The 24055-nt window shown below is 60.1% G+C and carries 21 protein-coding genes and 1 tRNA gene; 17 read left to right on the top strand and 5 right to left on the bottom strand.

Features of this window, described 5'->3' with window-relative positions:
• The first annotated feature begins 164 nt into the window (after nucleotides 1-164).
• Complete coding sequence (locus tag FHX15_RS03340; protein ID WP_184393661.1) at nucleotides 165-1382, top strand: PLP-dependent aminotransferase family protein; 1218 nt, start codon at nucleotides 165-167, stop codon at nucleotides 1380-1382.
• A 71-nt stretch (nucleotides 1383-1453) separates the two neighbouring features.
• Here the strand turns inward: FHX15_RS03340 and FHX15_RS03345 are convergent, their stop codons facing one another.
• Nucleotides 1454-2512, bottom strand: coding sequence for an aldo/keto reductase (locus FHX15_RS03345; protein WP_184393663.1), 1059 nt, complete (start codon nucleotides 2510-2512; stop codon nucleotides 1454-1456).
• A 287-nt stretch (nucleotides 2513-2799) separates the two neighbouring features.
• Here FHX15_RS03345 and FHX15_RS03350 point away from each other — a divergent pair, with 287 nt between their 5' ends.
• The 8 genes from FHX15_RS03350 to FHX15_RS03385 all read left to right on the top strand — a co-directional run bounded on the left by FHX15_RS03350 (nucleotide 2800) and on the right by FHX15_RS03385 (nucleotide 10476).
• Complete coding sequence (locus tag FHX15_RS03350) at nucleotides 2800-3777, top strand: ABC transporter substrate-binding protein (protein ID WP_184393665.1); 978 nt, start codon at nucleotides 2800-2802, stop codon at nucleotides 3775-3777.
• 7 nt (nucleotides 3778-3784) lie between these two features.
• On the top strand, nucleotides 3785-5479 hold the full coding sequence (locus FHX15_RS03355) for an ABC transporter permease (RefSeq protein WP_184393667.1): 1695 nt from the start codon (nucleotides 3785-3787) through the stop codon (nucleotides 5477-5479).
• Nucleotides 5467-6486: an ABC transporter ATP-binding protein gene (locus FHX15_RS03360; protein ID WP_184393668.1), complete on the top strand. Its 1020-nt coding sequence runs from the start codon at nucleotides 5467-5469 to the stop codon at nucleotides 6484-6486. Before FHX15_RS03355 ends, FHX15_RS03360 begins: the two co-directional genes overlap by 13 nt.
• 69 nt (nucleotides 6487-6555) lie before the next feature.
• Nucleotides 6556-7665: an endonuclease/exonuclease/phosphatase family protein gene (locus FHX15_RS03365; RefSeq protein ID WP_184393669.1), complete on the top strand. Its 1110-nt coding sequence runs from the start codon at nucleotides 6556-6558 to the stop codon at nucleotides 7663-7665.
• Entirely contained in the window at nucleotides 7650-8408 is a 759-nt protein-coding gene (locus FHX15_RS03370; protein ID WP_409526996.1) for an NUDIX hydrolase, read from the top strand. Before FHX15_RS03365 ends, FHX15_RS03370 begins: the two co-directional genes overlap by 16 nt.
• A gap of 63 nt (nucleotides 8409-8471) precedes the next feature.
• The gene (locus tag FHX15_RS03375) at nucleotides 8472-9383 is read left to right on the top strand and encodes a PhzF family phenazine biosynthesis protein (protein ID WP_184393672.1); all 912 of its coding nucleotides are present in this window, start codon (nucleotides 8472-8474) and stop codon (nucleotides 9381-9383) included.
• Between the two features lie 126 nt (nucleotides 9384-9509).
• Nucleotides 9510-9585: transfer RNA gene (locus FHX15_RS03380), tRNA-Lys, on the top strand.
• Between the two features lie 225 nt (nucleotides 9586-9810).
• Complete coding sequence (locus FHX15_RS03385; RefSeq protein WP_184393674.1) at nucleotides 9811-10476, top strand: DUF1442 domain-containing protein; 666 nt, start codon at nucleotides 9811-9813, stop codon at nucleotides 10474-10476.
• A gap of 15 nt (nucleotides 10477-10491) precedes the next feature.
• On the opposite strand, the gene FHX15_RS03390 is transcribed toward FHX15_RS03385, so the two are convergent.
• Nucleotides 10492-11181, bottom strand: a complete 690-nt coding sequence (locus FHX15_RS03390; RefSeq protein ID WP_184393675.1) for an isoprenylcysteine carboxylmethyltransferase family protein — start codon at nucleotides 11179-11181, stop codon at nucleotides 10492-10494.
• Nucleotides 11182-11467: 286 nt separating this feature from the next.
• Here FHX15_RS03390 and FHX15_RS03395 point away from each other — a divergent pair, with 286 nt between their 5' ends.
• The 8 genes from FHX15_RS03395 to FHX15_RS03430 all read left to right on the top strand — a co-directional run bounded on the left by FHX15_RS03395 (nucleotide 11468) and on the right by FHX15_RS03430 (nucleotide 22220).
• The gene (locus FHX15_RS03395; protein WP_281413796.1) at nucleotides 11468-12232 is read left to right on the top strand and encodes an MFS transporter; all 765 of its coding nucleotides are present in this window, start codon (nucleotides 11468-11470) and stop codon (nucleotides 12230-12232) included.
• A 55-nt stretch (nucleotides 12233-12287) separates the two neighbouring features.
• Complete coding sequence (locus tag FHX15_RS03400) at nucleotides 12288-13343, top strand: sensor histidine kinase (RefSeq protein WP_184393677.1); 1056 nt, start codon at nucleotides 12288-12290, stop codon at nucleotides 13341-13343.
• Nucleotides 13344-13361: 18 nt separating this feature from the next.
• The gene (locus tag FHX15_RS03405) at nucleotides 13362-13919 is read left to right on the top strand and encodes a DUF924 family protein (RefSeq protein WP_184393678.1); all 558 of its coding nucleotides are present in this window, start codon (nucleotides 13362-13364) and stop codon (nucleotides 13917-13919) included.
• Nucleotides 13920-14009: 90 nt separating this feature from the next.
• A complete protein-coding gene (locus FHX15_RS03410) occupies nucleotides 14010-16583 on the top strand; it encodes a mechanosensitive ion channel family protein (RefSeq protein WP_184393679.1) in 2574 nt (857 codons plus the stop codon).
• 103 nt (nucleotides 16584-16686) lie between these two features.
• On the top strand, nucleotides 16687-16962 hold the full coding sequence (locus tag FHX15_RS03415; RefSeq protein WP_184393680.1) for a hypothetical protein: 276 nt from the start codon (nucleotides 16687-16689) through the stop codon (nucleotides 16960-16962).
• Between the two features lie 234 nt (nucleotides 16963-17196).
• Nucleotides 17197-19710 carry an FAD-dependent oxidoreductase gene (locus tag FHX15_RS03420; protein ID WP_184393681.1) on the top strand — a complete coding sequence of 838 codons (2514 nt, stop codon included), beginning with the start codon at nucleotides 17197-17199 and terminating at the stop codon, nucleotides 19708-19710.
• 146 nt (nucleotides 19711-19856) lie between these two features.
• Complete coding sequence (locus tag FHX15_RS03425; protein ID WP_184393683.1) at nucleotides 19857-20687, top strand: response regulator; 831 nt, start codon at nucleotides 19857-19859, stop codon at nucleotides 20685-20687.
• Nucleotides 20688-20888: 201 nt separating this feature from the next.
• Nucleotides 20889-22220, top strand: coding sequence for a diguanylate cyclase (locus tag FHX15_RS03430; protein ID WP_184393685.1), 1332 nt, complete (start codon nucleotides 20889-20891; stop codon nucleotides 22218-22220).
• Between the two features lie 17 nt (nucleotides 22221-22237).
• Here FHX15_RS03430 and FHX15_RS31700 read toward each other — a convergent pair whose 3' ends face one another.
• The 3 genes from FHX15_RS31700 to FHX15_RS03445 form a co-directional block, all read right to left on the bottom strand.
• The gene (locus FHX15_RS31700) at nucleotides 22238-23260 is read right to left on the bottom strand and encodes a GlxA family transcriptional regulator (RefSeq protein ID WP_184393686.1); all 1023 of its coding nucleotides are present in this window, start codon (nucleotides 23258-23260) and stop codon (nucleotides 22238-22240) included.
• A 301-nt stretch (nucleotides 23261-23561) separates the two neighbouring features.
• Nucleotides 23562-23765, bottom strand: coding sequence for a hypothetical protein (locus tag FHX15_RS03440; RefSeq protein ID WP_184393688.1), 204 nt, complete (start codon nucleotides 23763-23765; stop codon nucleotides 23562-23564).
• A 123-nt stretch (nucleotides 23766-23888) separates the two neighbouring features.
• The gene (locus FHX15_RS03445) at nucleotides 23889-24050 is read right to left on the bottom strand and encodes a hypothetical protein (RefSeq protein WP_184393690.1); all 162 of its coding nucleotides are present in this window, start codon (nucleotides 24048-24050) and stop codon (nucleotides 23889-23891) included.
• Nucleotides 24051-24055: the final 5 nt, after the last annotated feature.

A 24055-nucleotide genomic window follows, 5' to 3' on the forward strand; every position in this document is an offset into this window, starting at 1 on the left:
TAATCGAGCGATGTGGCGAATCTCCGACGTTGGCCAACCGGCATCAGGGCCGCGGAATATGGAGTCTCCAAACTTGTCACCGGGACAAGAAAATAGGTCAGCATTGTTGACATAAAACCTGCTGCATGGTCAGCTGCGGATATTAGAAAATAAGAGGAAACCCCATGCTGAACTGGGACGCAATGTTTGCGACGCGCTCTTCGCGTATGCGCGCTTCTGAGATCCGCGAGCTTCTGAAACTTCTCGACCGGCCGGATATCATCTCCTTTGCCGGCGGCATTCCTGATCCGGCGTTATTTCCTGATCAGGAATTCAAGAAGGCTTACGCTGATATTTTTGACAGTGCGGCCGTCAACTCTGCTCTGCAATATTCGGTTTCCGAAGGCTACAAGCCGCTGCGCGAATGGCTGGTCAAACAGATGGCGGGTCTCGGCATTCCCTGCGGGCTCGACAATGTCTTCATCGTTTCCGGTTCGCAGCAAGGCCTCGATTATCTCGGCAAGCTGTTTCTCTCGCCAAACGATACGGCCCTCGTAACCTGGCCGACCTATCTCGGCGCGCTGCAGGCCTTCAACGCCTATGAGCCTGCCTATGACCAGCTGACGCCCGGCGGTAACCGCACGCCGGACTCCTATCGCGAAGCGGCTGCGCAAAAGGGCGGCAAGGTGAAGTTCGCCTATCTCTCGGCCGATTTCTCCAACCCGACCGGTGAGACCGTCGATCGCGACGGGCGTGAGAAGGTCTTGAAGCTTGCCGACGAACTCGACATTGCCGTCATCGAGGATGCTGCCTATCAATCGCTGCGTTACGATGGCGATCCGATCCCGCCGATCCTGGCACTTGAAATCGCCGAGAAGGGCGATATCAACGATACCCGCACGATCTATTGTGGCAGCTTTTCTAAGACACTGGCGCCCGGTCTGCGCGTCGGCTTCATCGTTGCCAATGCGCCCGTCATCCGCAAGCTCGTGCTGATGAAGCAGGCGGCCGACCTGCATTCCTCGACCATCAACCAGATGGCGATTACGGAAGTTGCCGAGCGCGGTTTCGATGCGCAGGTTGCCAAGATCAGGGCCGCCTACAGCCATCGTCGCAACTGCATGCTGGCTGCGCTCGAAAAATATATGCCTGCTGGCACGAGCTGGACAAAGCCGGAAGGCGGTATGTTCATCTGGGTCACGCTGCCCGAGGCCATGGACGGTGCCGAGCTGCTTGCCAAGTCGCTGGAAAGCGCCAAGGTCGCCTTCGTGCCGGGCAAGGCCTTCTTTGCCGATGGTTCGGGCGCCAACACGTTCCGCGTCAGCTTCTCCTGCGCCAACGAAAAGATGATCGACGAGGGCATCAGCCGTCTCGGCAAGCTGATCGCTAGCGAGATAGGTTGATTTCGAATTATCCCCCGAGATGGAGAATGAGCGGCAATTCCGAGATTGCCGCCGTTTGCTCTAACGCTTCATCACCCCTTCAGGTGCGGCGCGAAGAGTTCCATATCGGCTTCGCTGAGGCGCTCATTGGCGGTGTTGAGCTGGTGCCAATAGGGATAGATGACCGGCGGCACGCTGACATCGTCGAGGCGCCTGCGCTCCTCATCAGACAGCTTCAGCTCGGCGGCGGCGAGATTGTCCTTGAACTGGGCCTCGGTGCGGCCGCCGATGATGACTGAGGTGACCGCCTTGCGGCCGATCAGCCAGGCAAGCGCCACCTGGGCTGCCGAGACGCCGCGCTCCTGACCGATCGCTACCAGCGTCTCGACGATGTTCCAGAGGCGGTTCTCATCGCGGATCGGCGGCTCGGTCCAGCCGGCGAACTGGCGGGTGCCTTCGGGGGCGGCGGCATTGCGGCGATGCTTGCCGGAAAGCAGGCCGCCGGCAAGCGGGCTCCAGACGAGCACGCCGAGGCCCTGGTCGATCGAGATCGGCAGCAGCTCATATTCGGCGTCGCGGGCTTCCAGCGTGTAATGGATCTGCTGGCTGATGAAGCGCTGGTATTTGTATTCATTGGCGATGCCGAGCGCCTTCATGATGTGCCAGCCGGAATAGTTGGAGCAGCCGACATAGCGCACTTTGCCTTGCTTGATGAGGGTATCGAGTGCTTCCATCGTTTCTTCGAGCGGAGTCTGGCCGTCCCATTCATGGACCTGATAGAGGTCGATGACGTCGGTCTTCATGCGCTGGAGGCTGGCCTCGCACTCACGGATCAGATGGTAGCGCGACAGGCCGCTGTCGTTCGGGCCGTCGCCCATGCCGAAGCGGGCTTTGGTGGCGAGCAGTACACCATTCGGGCGCTTGCCGCCGAGCACTTCGCCGATGATGCGTTCGGATTCACCTGATGAATAGACATTGGCTGTATCGATCAGGTTGACGCCGGCATCGAGGCAGATATCGACCATGCGACGGGCCTCCTGCACGCCGAGATCGCCGACCGTCCTCGCCCAGCCGACGCCGCCGAAGGTCATCGTACCCATGGTCACAGTAGAGACTTTCAGGCCGGAACGGCCGAGCAGACGATATTCCATTGAAATTCCTCCGGATGAATGGCCTGATTGACGTACCGCAGCAGAGCTCCCAGTCAAACGCCAACGCGTTCACGCCTGCGTGAATTTACGCTTTTCCACGCGACTCTACGAGGGCAATCAGCCGGTTCGTTTTGGCAAAGACAAGGAGCTCGGATTCTCGGCCGGTGAAAGGCTTTGTCACGACGCCAAGGAAGGTCTGAATAACGGCGTCGACACGGCGCCACCTGTCACAACGCTGTAAAATGCCGCTAATAAGGGAGGGGCATCACTATCCAAGGATACCCTCCATGAAAACTCTTGTTTCTGCCGCCGCACTTCTGGCCGCGAGCCTCCTCGCTGTCCCGGCTTCCGCTGCCAATCTCGTTCTCTACACCAGCCAGCCGAACGAGGATGCGCAGGCGACTGTCGACGGATTCATGGCTGCCAATCCCGATATCAAGGTCGAGTGGGTGCGCGACGGGACGCCGAAGATCATGGCGAAGCTGCAGGCTGAAATTCAGGCCGGCAACCCGGTTGCCGACATGCTGCTGATCGCCGATGTCGTGACGCTGGAGCGCCTCAAGGAAGACGGCAAGCTGCTCGCCTACAAGTCGCCGGAAGCCGCCAATTACGATGCCGCGCTCTATGATGCGGACGGCTACTACTATTCCACCAAGTTGATCACGACCGGCATCATGTACAACACGTCGGCTGCCATGAAGCCGACGAGCTGGAAGGACCTCGCCAAGCCGGAAGCCAAGGGCCTCGTCACCATGCCGAGCCCGCTCGCTTCGGGTGCTGCTCTCATCCACGCCCAGACGCTCGCTGCCGTTCCGGGCCTCGGCTGGGATTTCTACAAATCGCTCGCCGACAACGCGGCTGTCGCGTCCGGCGGCAACGGCGTCGTGCTGAAGTCGGTTGCTTCGGGCGAAAAGGCTTACGGCATGGTCGTCGATTACCTGCCGATCCGCGAAAAGGCCAAGGGTGCTCCGGTCGAGTTCGTCTTCCCGAGCGAAGGCGTATCTGCCGTCACCGAGCCTGTCGGCATTCTCGCCAGCACAAAGAATGCCGATGCCGCCAAGAAGTTCGTCGATTACGTTCTCTCCGAAAAGGGCCAGGAAGGCTTCCTCAAGCTCGGCTATATCCCGGCCCGTAACGGCATGAAGCTGCCTGCCGGCTTCCCGGCGCGCGATACGATCAAGCTTCTGCCCATCAACGCTGCCGAGGCTCTCAAGAATACCGATAAGGATCTGAAGACCTTTACGGATCTGTTCGGTTCGAAATAATAGACCCATGCAGGCTTATGTCCGTCCAGGAAGCAGCCAGCCCGTCTGGCTGTTTCCTTTTATCGTTTCGGTGGTTCTCTTCCTCAGCGTGTTGCCCCTGGCGCGGCTGGCGATCGTCGGCATTTCCGCCTTTGCCAATGGCGGCGCCATGGTGGTCCTTTCGGATCCGATGGTCTGGTCGGCGGTCTATTACACCGTCATCACGGCGGTCCTCGGCACGGTCATCTCGCTGATCATTGGCTGCGCCTTCGCCTATCTCCTGACGCTGACCGATATCCCGGCCAAGGGGCCGCTCAGCTTCTTCTTCGTGCTGCCGATGATGATCCCGCCGCAGGTGACGGCGCTTGCCTGGGTGCAGATGTCGGGCCCGTCGAGCCCGCTGCTGAAAGCGCTGCATATCGCCCCGCCGATGGGATCGCCGCAGCCGCTCTATTCGGTCGGCGGCATTGCACTGCTTTATGGCGTGCAGCATGCGCCGCTCGTCTACCTGGCGCTGAGGGCAGGGCTGATGTCTCTGCCGCGTGACGGAGTGGAGGCGGCGCGGCTTTCCGGTGCGTCGAGCCTGCGCGTCTTCCGGGACATCATCCTGCCGCTGTCGCTGCCGGGCGTCATTGCGGGCGCGGCGATCTCTTTCGTTTCCTGCACCGGCAATTTCGGCATTCCCGCCATTCTCGGGATTCCCGCCTCGATATTCACCCTGCCGACGCTGATCTTTTCGAAGTTCACCGCCTTCACCAGCCGCACCTTCGGCGATGTGGCGCTGCTGTCGGCGATCATCGCGCTGATCTCTGTTGCCGGGCTAGCTATTCAGGACCGGGCGCTGCGCGGGCGCGACTATCGCGTCATTGGCCTTTCGGGTGCGACGGCAGCCTTCGAACTCGGCGGGTGGAAGCTCATTTTCACGCCGCTGCTGTGGATCGTGCTGTTCTTCATGCTGGCGGCACCCTTCTTCGCGCTGGTAGCCGGTGCGTTGGTGCCGGCTTACGGCGTGCCGCTGACCTTCAAGACAATGACGTTCCATGCCTTCGAGGAGATATTGTGCCGGCAGGCGGTGACGCGCACGGCCTTTGTCAATTCGTTGTCCCTGGCAAGCGGGGCGGCGGTCGGGCTGCTCTTCGTGACGGTACTGGCGGCCTATGCGCTGACGAAGCGCCGGGATGGGCTGTCGCGCATCGTCACCAGCCTCGTGGAAATACCCTATTCGCTGCCGGGCATCGTCATGGCCGTGTGTTTCATCCTTGTTTTTGCCGCACCCATTCCGGTGTTGAATGTGACGCTCTATGGCACGGTCTGGATCATCCTCGTCGCCTATTTCTCCTCCTTCTTTGCCGTCAGCCTTAAGCCTGTCGTCAGCGCCTTTCATCAGCTCGATCCGGCGCTCGAAGAGGCGGCACGGCTTTCCGGCGCCGGTTTCTTCCGGCGGCTCAAGGATATCATCGTGCCGCTGATTGCGCCGGCGGCAGGCGCCTCCGTGATCCTCGTCTTCCTGATCGCCTGCAACGAGCTGACGATCTCCGCGCTGCTCTGGTCGGCAGGCACTCAGACGCTGGGCGTCGCCATTTACAATCTCGACGACAGCGGCAGTTCCGATCTTGCCTCGGCGCTGTCAGTGCTCGTCGTCTTCATGGTCGTCATGCTGATGCTGCTTCTGGAGCTTCTGGCGAAACATCTGCCCAAGGGAGTGGTGCCGTGGCGAAGCTGATCCTCAATCAGGTGGCCAAGGACTTCGGCACGGGCAGGGCTGTTGTCAGCGGCTTTTCGCTCGATGTGCGTGAGGGCGGCTTCCTGGCGTTGCTCGGTCCCTCCGGCTGCGGCAAGACGACGGTGCTGCGGATGATCGCCGGCTTCGAGACGCCGAGCGACGGTTCCATCCATCTCGGCGAGCGGCTGCTGGTGGATGCCTCACAATCGCTGCCGCCGGAAAAGCGCAACATGGCGATGGTCTTCCAATCCTATGCGCTCTGGCCGCATATGAGCGTCGCCGATAATGTCGGTTATCCCTTGAAGGTGCGCGGCATCTCCGGCCAGGCCTATAAGGTGAAGGTGCGCGAGGCGCTGTCGACCGTTCGCCTCGTCGATTACGCGGAGCGGCGGCCGGCCGATCTCTCGGGCGGCCAGCGCCAACGCGTGGCGCTTGCCCGCTGCCTGGTGACATCGCCCGATGTCGTGCTGCTCGACGAGCCGCTCGCCAATCTCGACCGGCATCTGAAGCAGGAGATGGAGGAGACCTTTCGCGAGTTTCACCAGCGCTCCGGCGCCACGATGATCTATGTGACGCATGACCAGAGCGAGGCGATGGCGCTGGCGACCGACGTCGCCGTCATGTCCGAAGGACGGCTGCTGCAGGTGGCGCCGCCGGCCGAGATCTATGCGCGGCCGGAAGGGCGCATGGTCGGCGGGCTGATCGGCCGTGGTGCGATCATCACGCTGCCGGTCATGGGCGGCGAACGGCAGCTCGAGTGGGACGAGCTCGAGGGCGCGCTGCATGCCGCCAATATCGATGGCGCCGATATTCTGGTGCGGCCGGAAGATGTTGTGATCGGCGGCGAGGGGGCGCCGGCGACCGTCGAATCCGTGCTTTTCGAGGGAGAGCGCTACGCAGTGAAGCTGATGCTCGGCAACGGCCAGGCTCTGCGTGCCTACAGCCGCGTGGCGGTCGTGCCTGATGAGGCTGTGCACGTCGTCATTCGGAGCGGCTGGCGGCTTTGAGGGACAAACAGCTTTGCGAAGTGCTCTTTCGTCTCTAGTTGTATCCTTGATACCAACCGGGAATGCCTGATGTCGCTTCGCCTTGCCACTTTCAATGTCGAGAACCTGCTGACCCGCTTCGATTTCACAGGCTATCGTAACCAGCTCCGGCAGGATCGCGTCATCAAGCTCTTCGAGGTCAACAACGAAGGGGTCTACCAGCAGCTGGAACAGGCAAGGGTGATCGCATCGACCGACGACACCAGGCAGATGACGGCGCTCGCCATCGCCGATGCAGACGCCGATATTCTCTGCCTGCAGGAAATCGACAATATGGCGGCACTCCAGGCCTTCGAATACGGCTATCTCTACCGCATGGTCGGCAATGGCTACCGGCAGAAATATCTGGTCGAGGGCAATGACAGCCGCGGCATCGATGTCGCCGTGCTGATGCGCGAGGAGACGCGCGACGGGCAGAAGATCGAGCTCAAGGATATCAAGAGTCACGCGATGGTGACTTATCGCGATTTCGATCTCTTCGACGACGACATCGCCAAGACCAACCGGCTCGACGACAAGATCTTCAAGCGCGACTGCCTGGAACTGGATTTGAGGATCGGCGGTGTGCCGATGACGCTCTATGTCGTGCATTTCAAATCGATGGGCAACCCGCGTGAGGGGCTGGACGGGCGGCAATCGACCCTGCCGATCCGCCGCGCGGAGGCGCGTGCCGTTCGTCGTATCATTGAGGACCGGTTCGGCGCCGGACATACCGCGAAAAAGAATTTCGTCATCTGCGGCGACATGAACGACTATCAGGAACGGGTCGATGTCATCGGCCGACGTGGCACCACCTACCGGTTCGAGCATCAGGACGAGGCCGAAAGCGCGCTCGACGTCTTCAGCCAGGACGGTTTCGCCGAAAATGTCGTGCGCCGGCGCGAGCCGCTCGACCGCTGGACGCTCTATCACGCGCGCGGGCCGGAGGAGCAGTGGCTCTGCCAGCTCGACTATCTCTGGCTGTCGCCGGCTCTTGCCGCCACCAATGCCACGCGCATCCCGGAAATCATCCGTCACGGTCAGCCCTACCGCACCATCTTTCCGCCGGGGCAGGAGGTAGAGCGCTATCCTCGCACCGGCTGGGACAGACCGAAGGCATCCGACCATTGCCCCGTCGTCATGACATTGGACCTCTTATGACACTCAATTTCTCAGAGGAATTTTCAGAAGATCTTTCAGCTTTTCCGCCGGAACAGACGGTTTTTCCGATCGCCGGCACGGAACTGCGCGTACTCGACGGCGATCATCCGCTGCTGACCGCCAACAGGGCCTCGATCCGCGAGAATTGGGAGCGGGAAATCGCCGCCAATCCGGCACTCTTCGACGGCCGCATGGTGCTGCAGCACCGGCTGAAACTTTCCGAAGAGGGCATTGTAAGCGAGGCCCACACCGTTCCCTTCTCGACCTTCATGTGGTGGCGCCGGCAGCCGGAACGGAAGGGCGCGATCCATCTCTTTGCCTATCCGGTGCTGGAATCATCCGATGGCGCGCTGGTCGCTATCCGCATGGGCCCGCATACGGCCAATGCCGGCCAGGTCTATTTCGCCGCCGGCTCGCTGGAGCCCGAGGATGTCGTTGACGGACGTTGCGACATCGACGGCAACATGGCCCGCGAGGTGATGGAGGAGACGGGCCTCCATCTCTCGGATGCCGTTGCGGGCGAGGGGCTGCATGCCAGCCATATCCGTCGCTCGGTCTCGATTTTCAAGTTGTTTCGCTTCGACATGACGGCCGATGAGATGGTCGATTCCATCGGCAGGCATATGCTGGTCGCCGATGATAAGGAAATATCGGGCGCTGTCGCAATTCGTTCTGCCGATCCGGCAGCGCAGCCCTATAACGTCGCGATGCTTCCAATCATCGACTGGTATTTCAACAGGTAACCTTGCACTCCGGCGTCCTGTCGGGCAGGTTGGCTTTTCGATGACCGATTCAGGGAGGCCGATGTGGCGCTAAGCTACAGCGTCTATGACGTGTTCACCGACACCAAGCTGGCTGGCAATCCGCTGGCCGTGATTTTCGACGGCGAGGGACTGAGCGATGACGCCATGCAGGCGATCGCTCGAGAAACGAACCTGTCCGAGACGGTCTTCGTGCAGCCGGCCGATAACCCCGCCTATACGGCGCGTCTCCGCATCTTCACGCCCGGCCGCGAATTGCCCTTTGCCGGCCATCCGACTGTGGGCACAGCGATTGCGCTGGCGGAAAAGGCGCATGCCGCGGGGACTCTCGACCTCGTTTCGGTGCTGGAGGAAAATGTCGGACCGGTGCGCTGCGCCGTCAGGCTCCGGGAAGGCGAGGCGAGCTTTGCCGAATTTGACCTGCCGCGTAAATCCCAGCAGATCCAGCTGTCGCTCGACAAGGCCGGCATCGCCGACGCGCTGTCGCTGAAGGCGACGGAAATCGGCTTCGAGAATCACGTGCCGTCGATCTGGAGCGCCGGCGTTCCCTTCCTCCTGGTGCCGATCCACGATGTCGGTGCGGCCAAGAGGATGGAATTCGATCCGCAACTCTGGGAAAAGACCGTGCCCTTCGTCGATGGCGCGCTCGCCTCGGCCTATGTCTACTGTCGCGGCGGCGTGAACCATGTCGCGAAGTTTCATGCCCGCATGTTCGCAAGCGGCATGGGGATTTCCGAGGACCCGGCGACAGGCTCGGCAGCCGCCGCTCTTTCCGGTGCGATCAACCATTTCGATCGGCTGACGGACGGGCATCACCCTGTTCTCATCGAGCAGGGCGTGGAAATGGGCCGGCCGTCCTTTATTCACCTGCATATGGATATCGAAGGCGGGGCGATTTCGAACGCCCGGATCGGCGGTCAGGCGGTGCGGATTGCCACCGGCACGCTCGACCTTTGATTTCATTGGATTTCCGGCCCCTGACAAAAAAACTTCGCAATTAACCAAAGAAAATTCGATAGGGCGCTAGACAAGCCGGACGATCCTATTTATATGCCCCGTCACACCGCGCAGCCAAGCGCGGACGGGTGATTAGCTCAGTTGGTAGAGCAGCTGACTCTTAATCAGCGGGTCGTAGGTTCGAGCCCTACATCACCCACCAAATTCTCCTTCGAAGAGAATAAACGTTGCAGATAAAGCCTGTGATATCAAAGGCTTATCGGCTTTTTCTGCTTTTCTGATTCCGATGGTTTTGTCAGCCGGAATCATTGATCGCCTTCACTTCATCAATCTGCGCTTGCCGGACATCTCACTCGGGATTTAACTCGTGGGCCGAGGCCGTTGCCGCGGTATCTGCCGCCGTGGGCCGAACCCTGGAGGAGTGTCGATGAGCAATGATAAGCAGGATCATGCCGCCCTGGTCGGCGAGCATCGTCTGGATGAGAAAGTCCTCGATATTCTGCATTCCTATCACCGGCGAATCGATGAGGAGCGCAGCAATCCGCGCCGGGAGGCGCCGGGCGGACGTGATGGCGGGCACGATCAGCGGATGCGGGCCGTCGGTCCCGAGACCGGGCGGTTTCTCAATATACTTGTCCGCGGCCTGACGGCGCCGACCATTCTCGAACTCGGCACCTCTTTCGGCTATTCCGGCATCTGGCTTGCCGAGGCTGCGCGGGCGACCGGCGGAAAGCTGATCACCATGGAAGTGCATGGCTATAAATCCGCCTACGCGCAGGCGATGGCCGAAAAAGCCGGGCTTGCCGAATATATCGATTTCCGGGTGGGCGATGCCGTCACCATGATCCGCGAACTGCGGGGCAAAGTCGATTTCGTGCTCGTCGATCTCTGGAAGGATCTCTACCTGCCTTGCCTGGAAGCCTTCTATCCGAAGCTCAATGCGGGTGCCGTCATCGTTGCCGACAACATGATTTATCCTGCCACGGAAGATGTGAAGATCTATGCCCGGGCTATTAGAGCCAAGCCTGGCATCACCAGCGTGCTTTTGCCGGTCGGATCGGGGCTGGAGGTCAGCCGGTACGACGCGGCGTAAAGGTAGGGCAGGCTGTCACCAGATGCCGGGAACCAGCCGGTACCTTACCTCGAGACAATAATCCTGATAGCCGGGCAGGTCGCGCCGCAGGTGGCCTTCCTCGTCCAGAAGGCGAAGGATCAGGCCGACGAGGATCAGCGGGACGATGACGAGGCCCCACCACGAACCGAGGGCGAGCGGGATGCCTGATGCGAGCGGCAGGACGCCGGCGTACATGGGGTGTCGCACGAGGGCGTAGGGGCCGGTGGACACGACCTTCTGGCCTTCGGCGACCTCGATGGTTGCCGAAGCAAAGCTGTTTTCCCTCAGCACGACCACGACGAACATGAAGCCGGCGGCGATCAGCAGATTACCTGCAATGACCGCCCATGCAGGAACCGTCGACCAGCCGAAACGGTGATCGAGTATTGAAACCAGGATAAGGGCGATCATGACGATGCTGGTGAACAGCTGGATGCGCTTCTGCGCAGGTTCCGTTTCGGCGGCTGGCCCGGCGCGCATGCGCTTCTCCAGAAGTGCTGAGTCGCGATAATAGAAATAGATCGAAGTGCCGGCCGACCAGGCGGCGAAATGAACGAGGAAGAGCCAGCCCTGCCAGTAAGCGAGAGTGCCCGCCGCCAGGAAGACTAGGATGGCGAGGGCGAGAAGAAACTTGGCGTTGGCTTCGGCGGCCCTCCGGCCCAGATCGGGTGCTGCATTCTCCATGACGCCTTCCTGCGCTCGCTCGTGCTTAGCAAGCCCTTTTTTTGGTTTGCAAAGCACGTCCATGATATCAAACCATCACCGAAGGTGCAGGTTCCGATCACAGGGCCGAAGTGCTCTGCATTTGTGCTACCCCGAATACGCTGACGAAAGATTCGCCCTTTACGGCATTTGAGCTTTTCGACCCGGCATAAGCGACGTAAACAGGCTGCATATCCCTCCGCGCGGCATACCTGTCGGTTCCCCCCGCCTTTTTTCCGCGCAATCCGGAATTCCCTTTGGCAGATCGATGACGACAATCCAGACGAATGAGAAGGCAGATGCGATAGGAAGCGCCCGCCAGGCGAAGATCGTCGCGCTGGTCGTTGCCGTATCCTTCTTCATGCAGATTCTCGATGGGACGATCGTCACCACCTCGCTGCCGCAGATGGCGACGAGCTTTGGCGTACAGCCGGTCGCCATGAGCATCGGCATCACCGTCTACATGCTGACGATGTCGGCTTTCATTCCGCTTTCCGGCTGGCTCGGCGACCGGTTCGGGGCGCGTCGCATCTTTCTTCTCTCGATTGCCGTCTTCACCGGTGCGTCCCTCCTTTGCGGTCTGTCAGGAGGCCTGACGGAATTCGTCATTGCGCGTGCCGTGCAGGGTGCGGGCAGCGCGCTGATGACGCCGGTCGGGCGCATCATCGTGCTCAAGAACGCCCGCAAGTCCGAGCTGGTGCAGGCGATTGCGCTGATCACCTGGCCGGCGCTGACGGCACCCGTCGTCGGCCCGGTGCTCGGCAGTTTCATCACCACCTATGCCAGCTGGCACTGGAACTTCCTGATCAATATTCCGATCGGCCTTGTCGGCATGAGCCTGGTGCTGCGCTTTGTACCGGAGCAGCGCGAGGAAAAGGTTGGGCCGCTCGATATCAAAGGCTTTTTCCTGAGTGCTGCGGGGCTGACCTTTCTGCATTCTCCTTCGATCTGCCTGACATCGGGCATCTTATCATACCACGGGATAGGTGCTGTCTACGCGTGCCTGTCGATGAAATCCGACAATCTCGTTTAAAAAGACTCCGCGACCTCTCAGCCGATATTGCTGCGGGAAAACGCCCGGAGGCAGAATGAGCGAGTCCAGCAGCGATGCGGGTGGTCCGATCCGTATCCTTTACATCGACGATGACGAATCGCTGGCGCTGCTGATGGAGGAAAATCTCCGCCGCCGCGGCTTTACGCTGGAATGGGCGAGCGATGGGGCATCCGCCCTTGCGCTGCTGGCCGAAGGCGGCATCGAAGCCGTCGTTCTCGAACATTTCCTGAAGGGCGAAACCGGGCTCGATATCCTGCCGCGCATCGTGGCGATGCCCGATCATCCGCCTGTCATCTATGCCACCGGTTCCGACGATACGAGCATTGCGGTCGCAGCGCTGAAGGCCGGCGCCGACGACTATGTTCTCAAGGGCATTTCGCCCGATTATTTCGATCTTCTGGCCGCGGCCTTGGAACAGGGGCTAGAAAGGGCGCGCTTCCGCCGGGACACGGCGCAGGCCCAGGAGGTGATCCGCCAGCAGCGCGACCATGCGGAAATGCTGCTTGCCGAAGTCAATCACCGCATCGCCAACAGCCTTGGCCTCGTCGGCGCACTGATCCGGATGCAGTCCTCCATGACCAGCGACCAGGTGGCGATCGACGCGCTGCAGGAAACGCAGATGCGCATCAATGCGATCGCCAGCGTCCATCGCCGTCTCTATACCAACCGGCAGGTCGGCAGGGTGCAGGTGGATGAATATCTGAGTAGCCTCCTGACCGAGCTCGAAGCCTCGATGCGAGACGAGAAACGGCCGCATCGCGTGATGCTGACCGCCCAACCGATCAATCTTGCGACAGACAAGGCTGTCACGCTGGGTCTGATCGTCAGCGAACTCGTCACCAATGCCTTCAAATATGCTTATCCGGAGGGCGACCCCGGCGAGATCAATGTCGCTGTCGGGCAGGAGGGGGATCAGCTCAGGGTTACCGTGGAAGATGCCGGCAAGGGTTTCGACCCATCCGACCCCGTCAAGGGAACCGGTCTCGGCATGAAGATATTGAATGCCATGGCCGGCAGTCTGAAATCCGAACTCGCCTATGATTCCGAACATCGCGGCACGAAGGCCATACTGGTCTTCTCTGCAAGCTGACGTGCCGGGAGGAGCATCATGAATACAGATATCGTCTGCACGCCCGGCGAGGTCTACGATTTCTGGTTCGTCCGCTGCGGCCGGAAGGAATGGTTCAATTCGACTGCCGAATTGGACGTGGAAATCCAGGAGCGATTCCGTGCAACCCACTTGTCGCTTGCCCGAAGTGTCACTGAGGAATGGCGCTCCAGCCCCGAAAGCCGGCTTGCGGCCGTTATCGTGCTGGACCAGTTCCCACGCAACATCTATCGGGCCACACCTCTTGCCTTTGCAACCGATGGGCTGGCGCTGCGCGAGGCGAAGATGGCACTTGCCGTTGGCGCCGATCATGCTGTCGACGGAATCCAGAAGACCTTTTTCTACATGCCGTTCGAGCATGCGGAAGATCTCGTCGAGCAGGACCGCTCGGTGGCGCTGTTTACCGCGCTCGGCGACGAGGAATTCCGCGACTATGCGCTTCGCCACCGCCAGGTGATCGCGACCTACGGGCGCTTTCCACACCGCAACGCCATTCTCGGGCGGGAGTCCAGCGAAGCCGAACTTGCCTATCTGGCGCTTCCCGGTTCCGGTTTCTGAGCCGTAACCTGGAAATTCCGCCTTTCTGTCGCCTTTCTTTCCTATAAAAGCGGTCATCTGAATAATGAGACGAATCCACGCGGGGGCTTCTTGCGCTTGACACACTGGCTGCTTCGCACCGTTCTTCTGCTGTCGCTGGTTATTGCCGGCCTGCATCTCGATGGAAACGCCGCTTTCGCGCAAGCCCCGCAGCCAGCGGCGGGAGTACAGACGCAGCCGGCGCAGACACAGGCTGCTCCGTCCGAGGCGCCGCTTGCCAACAGCACGCTCGATCAGGCGCTGAAGGATATCGACAAGGCGAAGGGCCAACTCGCCTCCCTGCAGGATCGCATCAAGCAGAACGCCGACAATGACGACGCCCTGGTCGAACTTGCCGGCCAGACGGATGAACTCGGCCGCAGCGTCATCGCGACATCCGTCAGCCTGCGTCCGCGTTTCGACCAGATCAAGAACCGTCTTGCCGAACTTGGCGAGCCGCCGAAGGACGGGCAGCCGCCGGAAGCGCAGATCGTCACCGACGAGCGCAATGCTCTGACCGCGGAGCGCTCGCAGATTAATGCCGTCACGGGGGATGCAGAGAATCTGTCGATCGCGATCACCAAGCTTTCCAATGTGATCACGGCGACCCGGCGCCAACTCTTTGCCGATACGCTGTTCCGGCGCACCGAAATTTCGGTCTCGGTCATCGACGATGCGGCGGGCGCTTTTGTCCGTGAGGCGAGCGAGTTTTCGCAGACGCTTTCGAGCTGGATCACCTTCGTCTGGAAATTCAAGAGCCTACAGCTGTTTGCGGCGATCTTCCTGTCGCTCGCAACGGCCCTGATCCTGCTCTCCGGCGGCTACCGGCTTTTCGGCCAGTATCTGCGGCGCGACGTGCATGTCGAGGAACCCTCCTATATCAGCCGTCTTTCCTTTGCCTTCTGGTCGACGCTGATCCGCACAGCCGCGCTCGACGTGCTCCTCGTGACGTCGCTGATCTTCCTCGACGGCTTCAATGTGCTGAGAAGCGACATCACGCCTGTCATTGCCGCGCTCTTCGGCTCGATCGGCCTCGTCTATTTCGTCGGTCGCTTCGTCAATGCCGTTTTTGCGCCGAATGATCCGTCCTGGCGGCTGGTGCGTCTTTCCAATCTCGGCGCACGCTCGGTCGGCTACTGCCTGATCGCCATGGCCGTCGTCAACGCGCTCGACTATTTCTTCGGCGCTGTCGGCGAAGCGATGGGATCGCCGCTGGTCCTAACGGTCGTGCGCAGCCTGCTTGCGGCGTTAATCATCGGCCTCATCCTGATCGCCGTGTCTTTCGGCAAGCCGATGCTGGCCAAGAATGGCGATCCGGATGCTCCGGGTCGCCACTGGCCGCATGGCATGGCGATCCTGCTGCGCGTCTTCGGCGCCGGCCTCATCCTTGCGGCGCTCTCGGGTTATGTGGGCCTGGCGCGTTTCGTCGCCACGCAGCTCATCATCACCAGCGCCATCATCGTCACCACCTATATCGGCCTGCTGCTTGGCAAGGCGATCTCACGGCAGGACAATTTCGGCGAAACTTTCCTCGGGCGCTTCCTGCGCAGCCGCTTCAACCTTGGCGATGTAGCGATCGATCAGGTTGGCCTGGTCGTCGGCCTGCTGATCGATGCGGTGGCGCTCATGACAGGCATTCCGCTGATCCTGCTGCTCTGGGGCTTCCATGTGCAGGACCTGCAGCTGCTTGCCTATCGGCTGTTCACGGAGGTGCGGCTCGGCGGTATCAACATTTCGCTGCTCGGTATCTTCACCGGCATTCTTCTCTTTGCCGGCGGTTATCTGGCGACGCGCTGGGTGCAGAAGTGGCTGGACAACAATGTCATGGCGCGCAGCCATGTCGATCTTGGCGTACGTAATTCCGTCAAGACCGGCATCGGCTATCTCGGCGTCGGCGTGGCCGCGATTTTCGGCATCTCGGCGGCAGGCATCGACCTTTCCAATCTTGCGCTCGTCGCTTCAGCACTTTCGGTCGGTATCGGTTTCGGCCTACAGAACATCGTGTCCAACTTCGTTTCCGGCCTGATCCTGCTGGTAGAGCGCCCCTTCAAAGTGGGCGACCATGTGGTGTCCGGCACGGCCGAGGGTATCGTCAAACGCATCTCGGTGCGCGCCACGGAAATCGAGACCTTCCGCAAGCAGTCGATCATCGTGCCGAATTCAGAGCTCATCAATGGGCTCGTCGGCAACTGGACACATCGCAACAGGCTCGGACGTTCGGAAATCCCTGTTTCCGTCAGCTATGAGGCCGATCCCCGCAAGGTGATGGATATTCTGCTCGAGCTGGCGGCGGCCGTGCCGCTGATCCTGCGCAATCCGGAGCCGCATGTGGAGTTCCTGCGCTTCGGGCCTTACTCACTGGATTTCGAGCTGCGCTTCTTCCTGGCCGACATGGGCGATGGCCTGACGGTGCGCAACGACCTGAGGATTCAGATCCTCAGGCGCTTCAAGGCGGAAGGTATCGAGATACCGCTACCCCAGAGCGACCTGACCATCCATCGGCAGGCGAATGCGGATGCGGAGAAGGTGCTGGTCGAAAAGCCTGTTAAACACGAGCCCGAGGTCGAGGCCGACGAGGTGATGAAAGACGAGGAGCCGGTGCGTCAATTGCGCGGCAGGACGGCGGACGGCAAGCTCAAAGGCTGAACGCCTCATTCAGCACTCATTCACGGCTATCGCGTTATAACCTCATGCAATCGATCGCTGCCGGGCGGCAGCGACGAGCGCTCGATGGGAGGGCGTAAAGCCCATGTCGCATACGGTGGCACGTTTTGCAGTCGCATATCTCCTTCTCCTTTCCGCCGCACCTCCGGCGCTGGCGGCCTCCATCACTAACAAGGATGAAGCACCCGTGGTGCTGACCGTTACCGAAGGCGGCAACCGCGTGGAAGTCGTCGTCGATGCCGGTGCATCCGAACGGCTCTGCCCGTCCGGCTGTTTCATGACGACGCCTGATGGCGACCGTATCGGGCTTTCCGGCGACGAGACGATCGAGATCGTCAAGGGTTCCGCCATCATCAAGTGAGGCGGTTTTCGCCTCACCATCGCCGATTTTCAGGAATTTTTGAGCCCTGCTGCTTTTGACGCTTGTCTATTTGCGCCTCGTCGCGGCAAGCTTTTCCCATGTCGTAAACAGGCCTCTCATGACGCAGGCCTCGCTGCATAGTTCACGCAGACGGTTCGTTCGGCGTAAGGCGCCGCATATTGGGAGTTCGTCCGGTCTGGGCTGCCGGATATCAGATAAGAGGGTATTTTCTCCATGAAGTCACATGCGCGGGCAGTGGTCATCGGCGGCGGCGTGGTTGGCGTTTCGACGCTCTATCACCTTGCGAAGAAGGGATGGGGCGACAGCGTCCTCATCGAGCGCAAGGAGCTGACCTCTGGCTCCACATGGCATGCAGCGGGTCTGCTGCCGCTCTTCAACATGAGCTACTCGGTCGGCCAGATCCACAAATACTCTGTGCGCTTCTATCAGGAACTGCAGGAGGAAACCGGCATGAATGTCGGTTTCAGCCAGGTCTCCAACATCCGTCTCGCCCGCACCAAAGACCGCTGGGACGAGTATATGTATTATGCCGGTATTGCCGAGACGATCGGCGTCAAGGTCAATATCCTGACCCCCGAGCAGGTGAAGGAGATCTGGCCGCTCTGTGAGACCGATGGGCTGCTCGGCGCCATCCAGCATCCCGATGACGGCTACATCCAGCCGGCAGACCTCACCCAGGCGCTTGCCAAGGGGGCTCGCGACCGTGGCGCCACGATCTATCGCAACACGACGGTCACGGCGGTCGAGCAGCAGGCCGACGGCCTGTGGAAGGTGACGACGGACAAGGGCGAGATCACTGCCGAGCACGTCATTTCCTGTACCGGCAACTTTGCCCGCAAGACCGGCGAGATGGTCGGCATCAACATTCCGGTCATCCCGGTTGAGCATCAATATATCGTCACCGAACCGCATCCCGACATTCTGGCCCGCAAGGCCAAGGGCCTGCCGGAAATGGGCGTGCTGCGCGAATCCGACAGCGCCTGGTATATGCGCGAGGAGAATGGCGGGTTGCTGCTCGGCCCTTATGAGCACGGCGCACCTGTCTGCTACGTCAACGGCCCTTCCGATGAGAGCGAATACGAGCTCTTCCAGGAAGAGCTCGAGCGCCTGATGCCGCATATCGAAACGGCGATCGCCCGCGTGCCCGCCTTTGGCGAAGTCGGCATCAAGAAGGTCTATAACGGTGCCATTGCCTATACGCCTGACGGCAACCCGATCGTCGGCCCGGCACCGGGGCTGAAGAATTTCTGGCTGAACGAAGGTCATTCCTTCGGCATCACGGCCGCCGGCGGCGCCGGCTGGCAGTTGGCCGAGTGGATCGTCGACGGCGAGCCGACCGTCGACATGATGGGTGTCGATCCGCGCCGCTTCGGCCCCTATGCCAAGGAAGGCTATCTAATCGCCAAGAACGAGGAAGCCTATGCCAACGTCTTCACGATGCACTATCCGGACGAAGAGCGCGCTGCCGCCCGTCCGCTGAAGACGACGCCCGTCTATGACCGGCTGAAGAAGCTCGGCGCCGTCTTCGGCTCCGTCTATGGCTGGGAGCGCGCCAACTGGTTTGCGCCCGAGGGTTACGACCTGCCGAAGGACCAGATTGGCGTGGGCGCGGACGTTCTCACCAACCACAATCACTCGGAGCCGACCGAAGACGGCCGCATCCTGGAGAAGTGGTCCTTCCGTCGCTCGAACTATTTCGAGCATGTCGGCAATGAGGTCATGAACGTTCACAAGAATGTCGGCGTGCTCGACATGTCGGCCTTTGCCAAGGCGCTCGTGACCGGTCCCGGCGCGCGCGAATGGCTGGAATCGATCTTTGCAAATGCGATCCCGAAGAAGCGCGGCCGTATTGCGCTCTGCCACATGCTGACGAAGGAAGGCGGCGTGCGCTCGGAATTCACCGTCTATGAAAGCGCACCCGGCACCTTCTATCTCGTCTCGGCCGGCGCTTACGAAGCGCATGACCACGATTACATGCGCAAGCTGCTGCCGTCAGACGGCAGCGTGAAGTTCACGCCGATAACCCAGGCCTATGGCGTTCTCGTGCTTGCCGGCCCGAAGTCGCGCGATGTCTTGAAGAAGCTGACGCGCACCAGCCTCGACAACAAGGATTTCCCCTGGCTTTCGGGCAAGGAGATTTCGGTCGGCGCGGCTAACGCCCATGCGCTGCGCGTCAATTTCGTCGGCGAGCTCGGCTGGGAGCTGCATCATCCGATCGAGATGCAGAACTACATCTTCGACAAGCTGATGGAAGCCGGCGCCGAATTCGGCATCAAGCCTTTCGGCATCCGCGCCATGCTCTCCATGTCGGTAGAAAAATCCTACCGCCTGATCCCGCGCGAAATGTCGATCGAGTACAATGCCTATGAATCTGGCCTCGACCGCTTCATCAAGCCGGAGAAGGAATTCCTCGGCCGTGAAGGCCTGCTTTCCTACAAGGAAAAGGGCCTGAAGTGGAACTTCGCCACGCTCGTCGTCGAGACCGGCAATGATGTCGACGCACGCGGCTCGGAAGCGATCTACAACGAGGCGGGCGAGCTTGTCGGCCGCGCCACCAACGGCACCTTCGGCTTCCGCATCAACCGGTCGCTCGCGCTTGCCATGCTGCGGCCGGATTATGCCAAGGAAGGCACGAAGCTGAAGATCAAGATACTCGGCACGACGTATAATGCGACCGTTGTCGGCGAGAGCCCATTCGACGCCGAGAACGCTGCGCTTCGTGCCTGATTTCTTAAGCATATTGTCAAGAAAGAGGCGGTCGCATCAGCGTCCGCCTTTTTGATAGCCGCCTGCTGCGTCCCGATTAACAATTGTTCAAATGAATTCATGTAACCGTTTCGTTCGGGGACACAATTTCCATTTGAAGGTTTGTCATGGCGTTTCTAGGTATTTCGGGGATGCAATATTCCGGAGAAATGTTTGCCGGCGCACGTATTATCCTCGCTGAAGATTCCAACGTCTTCACTTCGATGATCGGGAAGCGACTGAAAGAGCTCTTCGGTATCGAAGTGGAGATCTGCCGCAACTTTGAAGATCTGCAGCTTTCCTACGACAAGTCTTCCGATCCGATCACGCTAGCGATTTCCAATATCAACCTGCCGGGCGCCGAAAACGGCGAGGCACTGGAATATCTGGTCGATCTGTCGATCCCGACGATCGTTTTCACCGGGACCTTCCATGAAGGCATGCGCGACAAGCTGCTCGCCAAGGATATTGTCGATTACATCCTCAAGGACAATGTGTTTGCTGTCGATCTGCTGGCGGAATCGATCTGCCGGTTCCTGACGAACCACCGCCATCACGTGCTGATCGTCGACGACAGCGCCACGGCCCGCGCGCTGCTGTCGAGCCGCCTGAAGCGCTATAATTTCCGCGTCAGCACCGCCGAGAGCGGCGCCAAGGCGCTCGAGATCCTCAAGGCCAACCGCGATATCGGCCTGATGGTGACGGATTACAACATGCCCGATATCGATGGTTTCGAGCTGACGCGCCGCATCCGCGCCTCCATCGGCTCGCATGAGTTGCGCATCATCGGTGTCTCTTCCTCTTCCAACCGCCTGCTTTCGGCGCGGTTTCTGAAAGCCGGGGGCAACGACTTTATGCTGCGGCCGTTCATCGACGAGGAATTCTACTGCCGAGTCAACCAGAACCTGGATACGCTGCTGCAGATCCAGTCGATGCGGAAGGAGCGGGCGGTTGCCTGATCCGGCCGCGAAGATCGGGTGCAGGGAAGCGCCTCTGTGAGCGACTTACACCGGAAAAATATGACGGATAGTCATATTTTTGCAATCAGAGGTGTTGTTTCCGTTGCTCGCCCCTTCACGGAAGGGGAAGCCTCGGTTATCGTCCGGCACACTGTGGGAGGCGAGTCGACCCCCCGCGGGGGTGTGGGGGGATAGGCGGCGGTGACATTTCAAGCGGATTTGCAGCGGGAGAACGCAGGTCCTCGGTTCGGAGGCGTCCGCACACTTCTGGTTGAGGATTCCCGAATGTTTTCGGCCGTGCTTTGCCATCGGTTCGAGACCGAACTCAACCTGAGCGTCAAATGCTGCTCTTCGTTGAAGGCACTGCGCGAAGAACTCTCGCGGGAAGGCCATGGCTACAGCATTGCCGTTGTCGATCTCAACCTGCCGGATTCGCCCTATGGAGAGGCGCTCGACTGCACGATTGAGCATAGTATCCCGACCATCGTCTTCACCGCGACCTTCGATCTCAATACACGGTCGCGCATCCTCGAGCGCAATGTCATCGACTATGTGCTGAAAGACAATGAATTCGCGCTCGACAATCTGGTCGCGACCGTGCGCCGGGCGATCATGAACCGCAAGACGCGTGTGCTCGTCGTTGACGACGTGCCGTCTGCACGTCAGGTGCTGGTCGACCTCCTGAAAGCCCAGCAATATATCGTGGTGGAGGCGAATTCAGGGCTTGAGGCGCTGGCTGCATTGGAAGCCTATAGCGATATCGAGCTCGTGGTCACAGACCATCATATGCCCGACATGAGCGGCTATGAGCTGACGCGGCGCATCCGCCACCGGTTCGGTTCCGACAAGATGCGCGTCATCGGCGTCTCCTCCTCGAACGACCGCATGCTCTCGGCAAGTTTCCTGAAAGCCGGGGCCAGCGATTTCGTCTACCGGCCCTTCGTTGCCGAAGAGCTGCAATGCCGCATTGCTAACAATGTCGAGACGCTGACGCAGATGAGGCAACTGCGTGCAGCGGCAGCCTGCGATTACCTGACCGGTCTCTATAACAGGCGTTATTTCTACGATAACGGCCCGAAGCTGGTGAACGAGTGCCTGCGATTGAAGATGCCGAGCGCGGTCGCCATTCTCGACATCGACCATTTCAAGCGCCTCAACGACACCTATGGTCATGAGATCGGCGACAGGGTGCTGAAAGCCGTCGCAGACAGGTTGCATACGATCTTCGAGGGCAGCGACAATCTCCTGTCCCGCCTCGGCGGGGAGGAATTCGCCATTCTTTTCCCGCAGATGGATTCGCTGGCAGCCACCAAGCTCTGCGACGAAATCCGCTCGGAGATTTCCCGCCTTAGGGTGGCGGCCGACGATGAGGAGCTGGCCGTGACGGTGTCGATCGGCGTGGCCGAAATCGCCGGCTATGAGACCTTCGAAAATTATCTCAATGCGGCAGACCAGTTCCTCTATATGGCCAAGCACAAAGGTCGAAATTTGGTCTATTCGGACGCCAAGATGACAGAAGAGGCGGCGCAGTAGGCCGCCCCTTTGCAGCCTTAGGCCGCAACTGCCTGCTGTCGAGCTGTCGCCATGGTCATCTTGCGATCTGCGCGCTCCTGCTGCGGCGAGCGATGGTAGAGTTCGCGATAACACTTGGAGAAGTGCGAAGCGGAGACGAAGCCGCAGGCGACGGCCACTTCGACGACCGGCATGGAGGACTGGACGAGCAGGTGGCGGGCGCGGTCGAGGCGGATTTCAAGATAGTAGCGGGCCGGGGACCGGCCCATTTCCTGGCGGAAGAGGCGCTCGATCTGGCGACGCGACAGGCCGGCGTCTTCGGCGATTTCCAAAAGCGACAGCGGCTCGGCAAGATTGCCTTCCATCAGTTCGATGATCGAAAGCACCTTGGCGTTCTGGACGCCGAGACGGGCGCGCAGCGGCAGGCGTTGGCGATCATGCGGGTTGCGCACGCGGTCGGTCAGATGCTGTTCGCAGATGCGATTGACGAGGCTTTCGCCGAAATCCTCCCCGACGAGGTTCAGCATCATATCGAGCGAGGCAGTGCCGCCGGCGCAGGTATAGAGATTGTTGTCCACCTCGTAGAGGTCGGCATAGACCTCGACCTGCGGGAAAGCTTCGGAGAAGCCTGGCAGGTTTTCCCAGTGGATCGCGCAGCGCTTGCCGTTAAGGAGACCTGCCTGGGCAAGCACATGCGCGCCCGTACAGAGGGATCCGACGGCAACGCCGCGATTGTAGGATTCGCGCAACCAGGCATTGACGGACTTGTTGTTGAAGGTCTCGACATCGATGCCGGAACAGACGAGCACCATACCCGGACGGTTTTCTCCGGCGAGATGGCGGCGCTCTTCGGCGAGCGAGGAATTGGCCTCCACGCCGATGCCACAAGAGGAATAGACCTTTTCGCCGTCGACGGAACTCAGGCGCCATGTATAGGCCTGATAGCCGAGCATGCGGTTTGCGATACGCAAGGTGTCCACTGCCGCCGAAAAGGGCAGCATGGTGAATTGCGGGACCATGAAGAAGACTACGGAACGTTTCTTGAGCTGCATCTTGTTCATCGGAAAATCCATGCTGGAGGGCGACGGTATATTCGTTGCTTGGAAAGCGTCGCTCCGATGTTCCAAAAGCGACAATCGCATGGATAAATGCGGCTGAGAAGAGCAAATCTGCGACATTGGTCGTGACTTGTGGCGCTAGCGGAGCAAAAGGCGTCGCTGCGGCCTTGGAGTTCTATGAAAATCTATGGGGAAAAGCATGCGGCGGATATGAAGAAGGCGGTGCTGCATGGGGCAGGCACCGCCTCTAGCTTGGGAGGTATGTCGCATTCATTGCATATATTTGCATCAATGAGCCCTATTTTTAATGGGCACGGTCTTTGCCGGTTTCATCGGCGCTCGGCCAGCCGATATCCTTGCGGATGTCGAGGGGCATGGATTCGATCTGGCGTTCCGTCTGCCACCGGCGCCATGCGCGCGCGAGCTTGTCGGCATAGGAACCGAGTGAGGAATGTCTGCCGTAAGATGACAGGCCCTTGCCGCCATCTCTATAGGTCATCGAGGTCATTGCCGTTTCCTTTCCTTGCAGGACACGAAGATTCCCGCATCCTTGAGATGAAATATGCGCTTGCGGCACTCATCATTCAAACGAATAGATTTTATGAGTACCATAAGCGATTTTGAACTGTCGCTACTGCTCGTCGATAGCGGGCAGGGCGCGGATATCGGCCGCGAGATGCGGCGGATAATGCCTCATTTCCTGCCTGATCCGTTCACGTATCGCCACCCGAAACATGCGTGCGCGAAACGCGAAGAAAGCCTGGAGGATGTTGAAGCCTGCTAATTGCGACATGGTCG

This window comes from Rhizobium sp. BK650, from assembly GCF_014195325.1.
GTDB lineage: Bacteria > Pseudomonadota > Alphaproteobacteria > Rhizobiales > Rhizobiaceae > Rhizobium.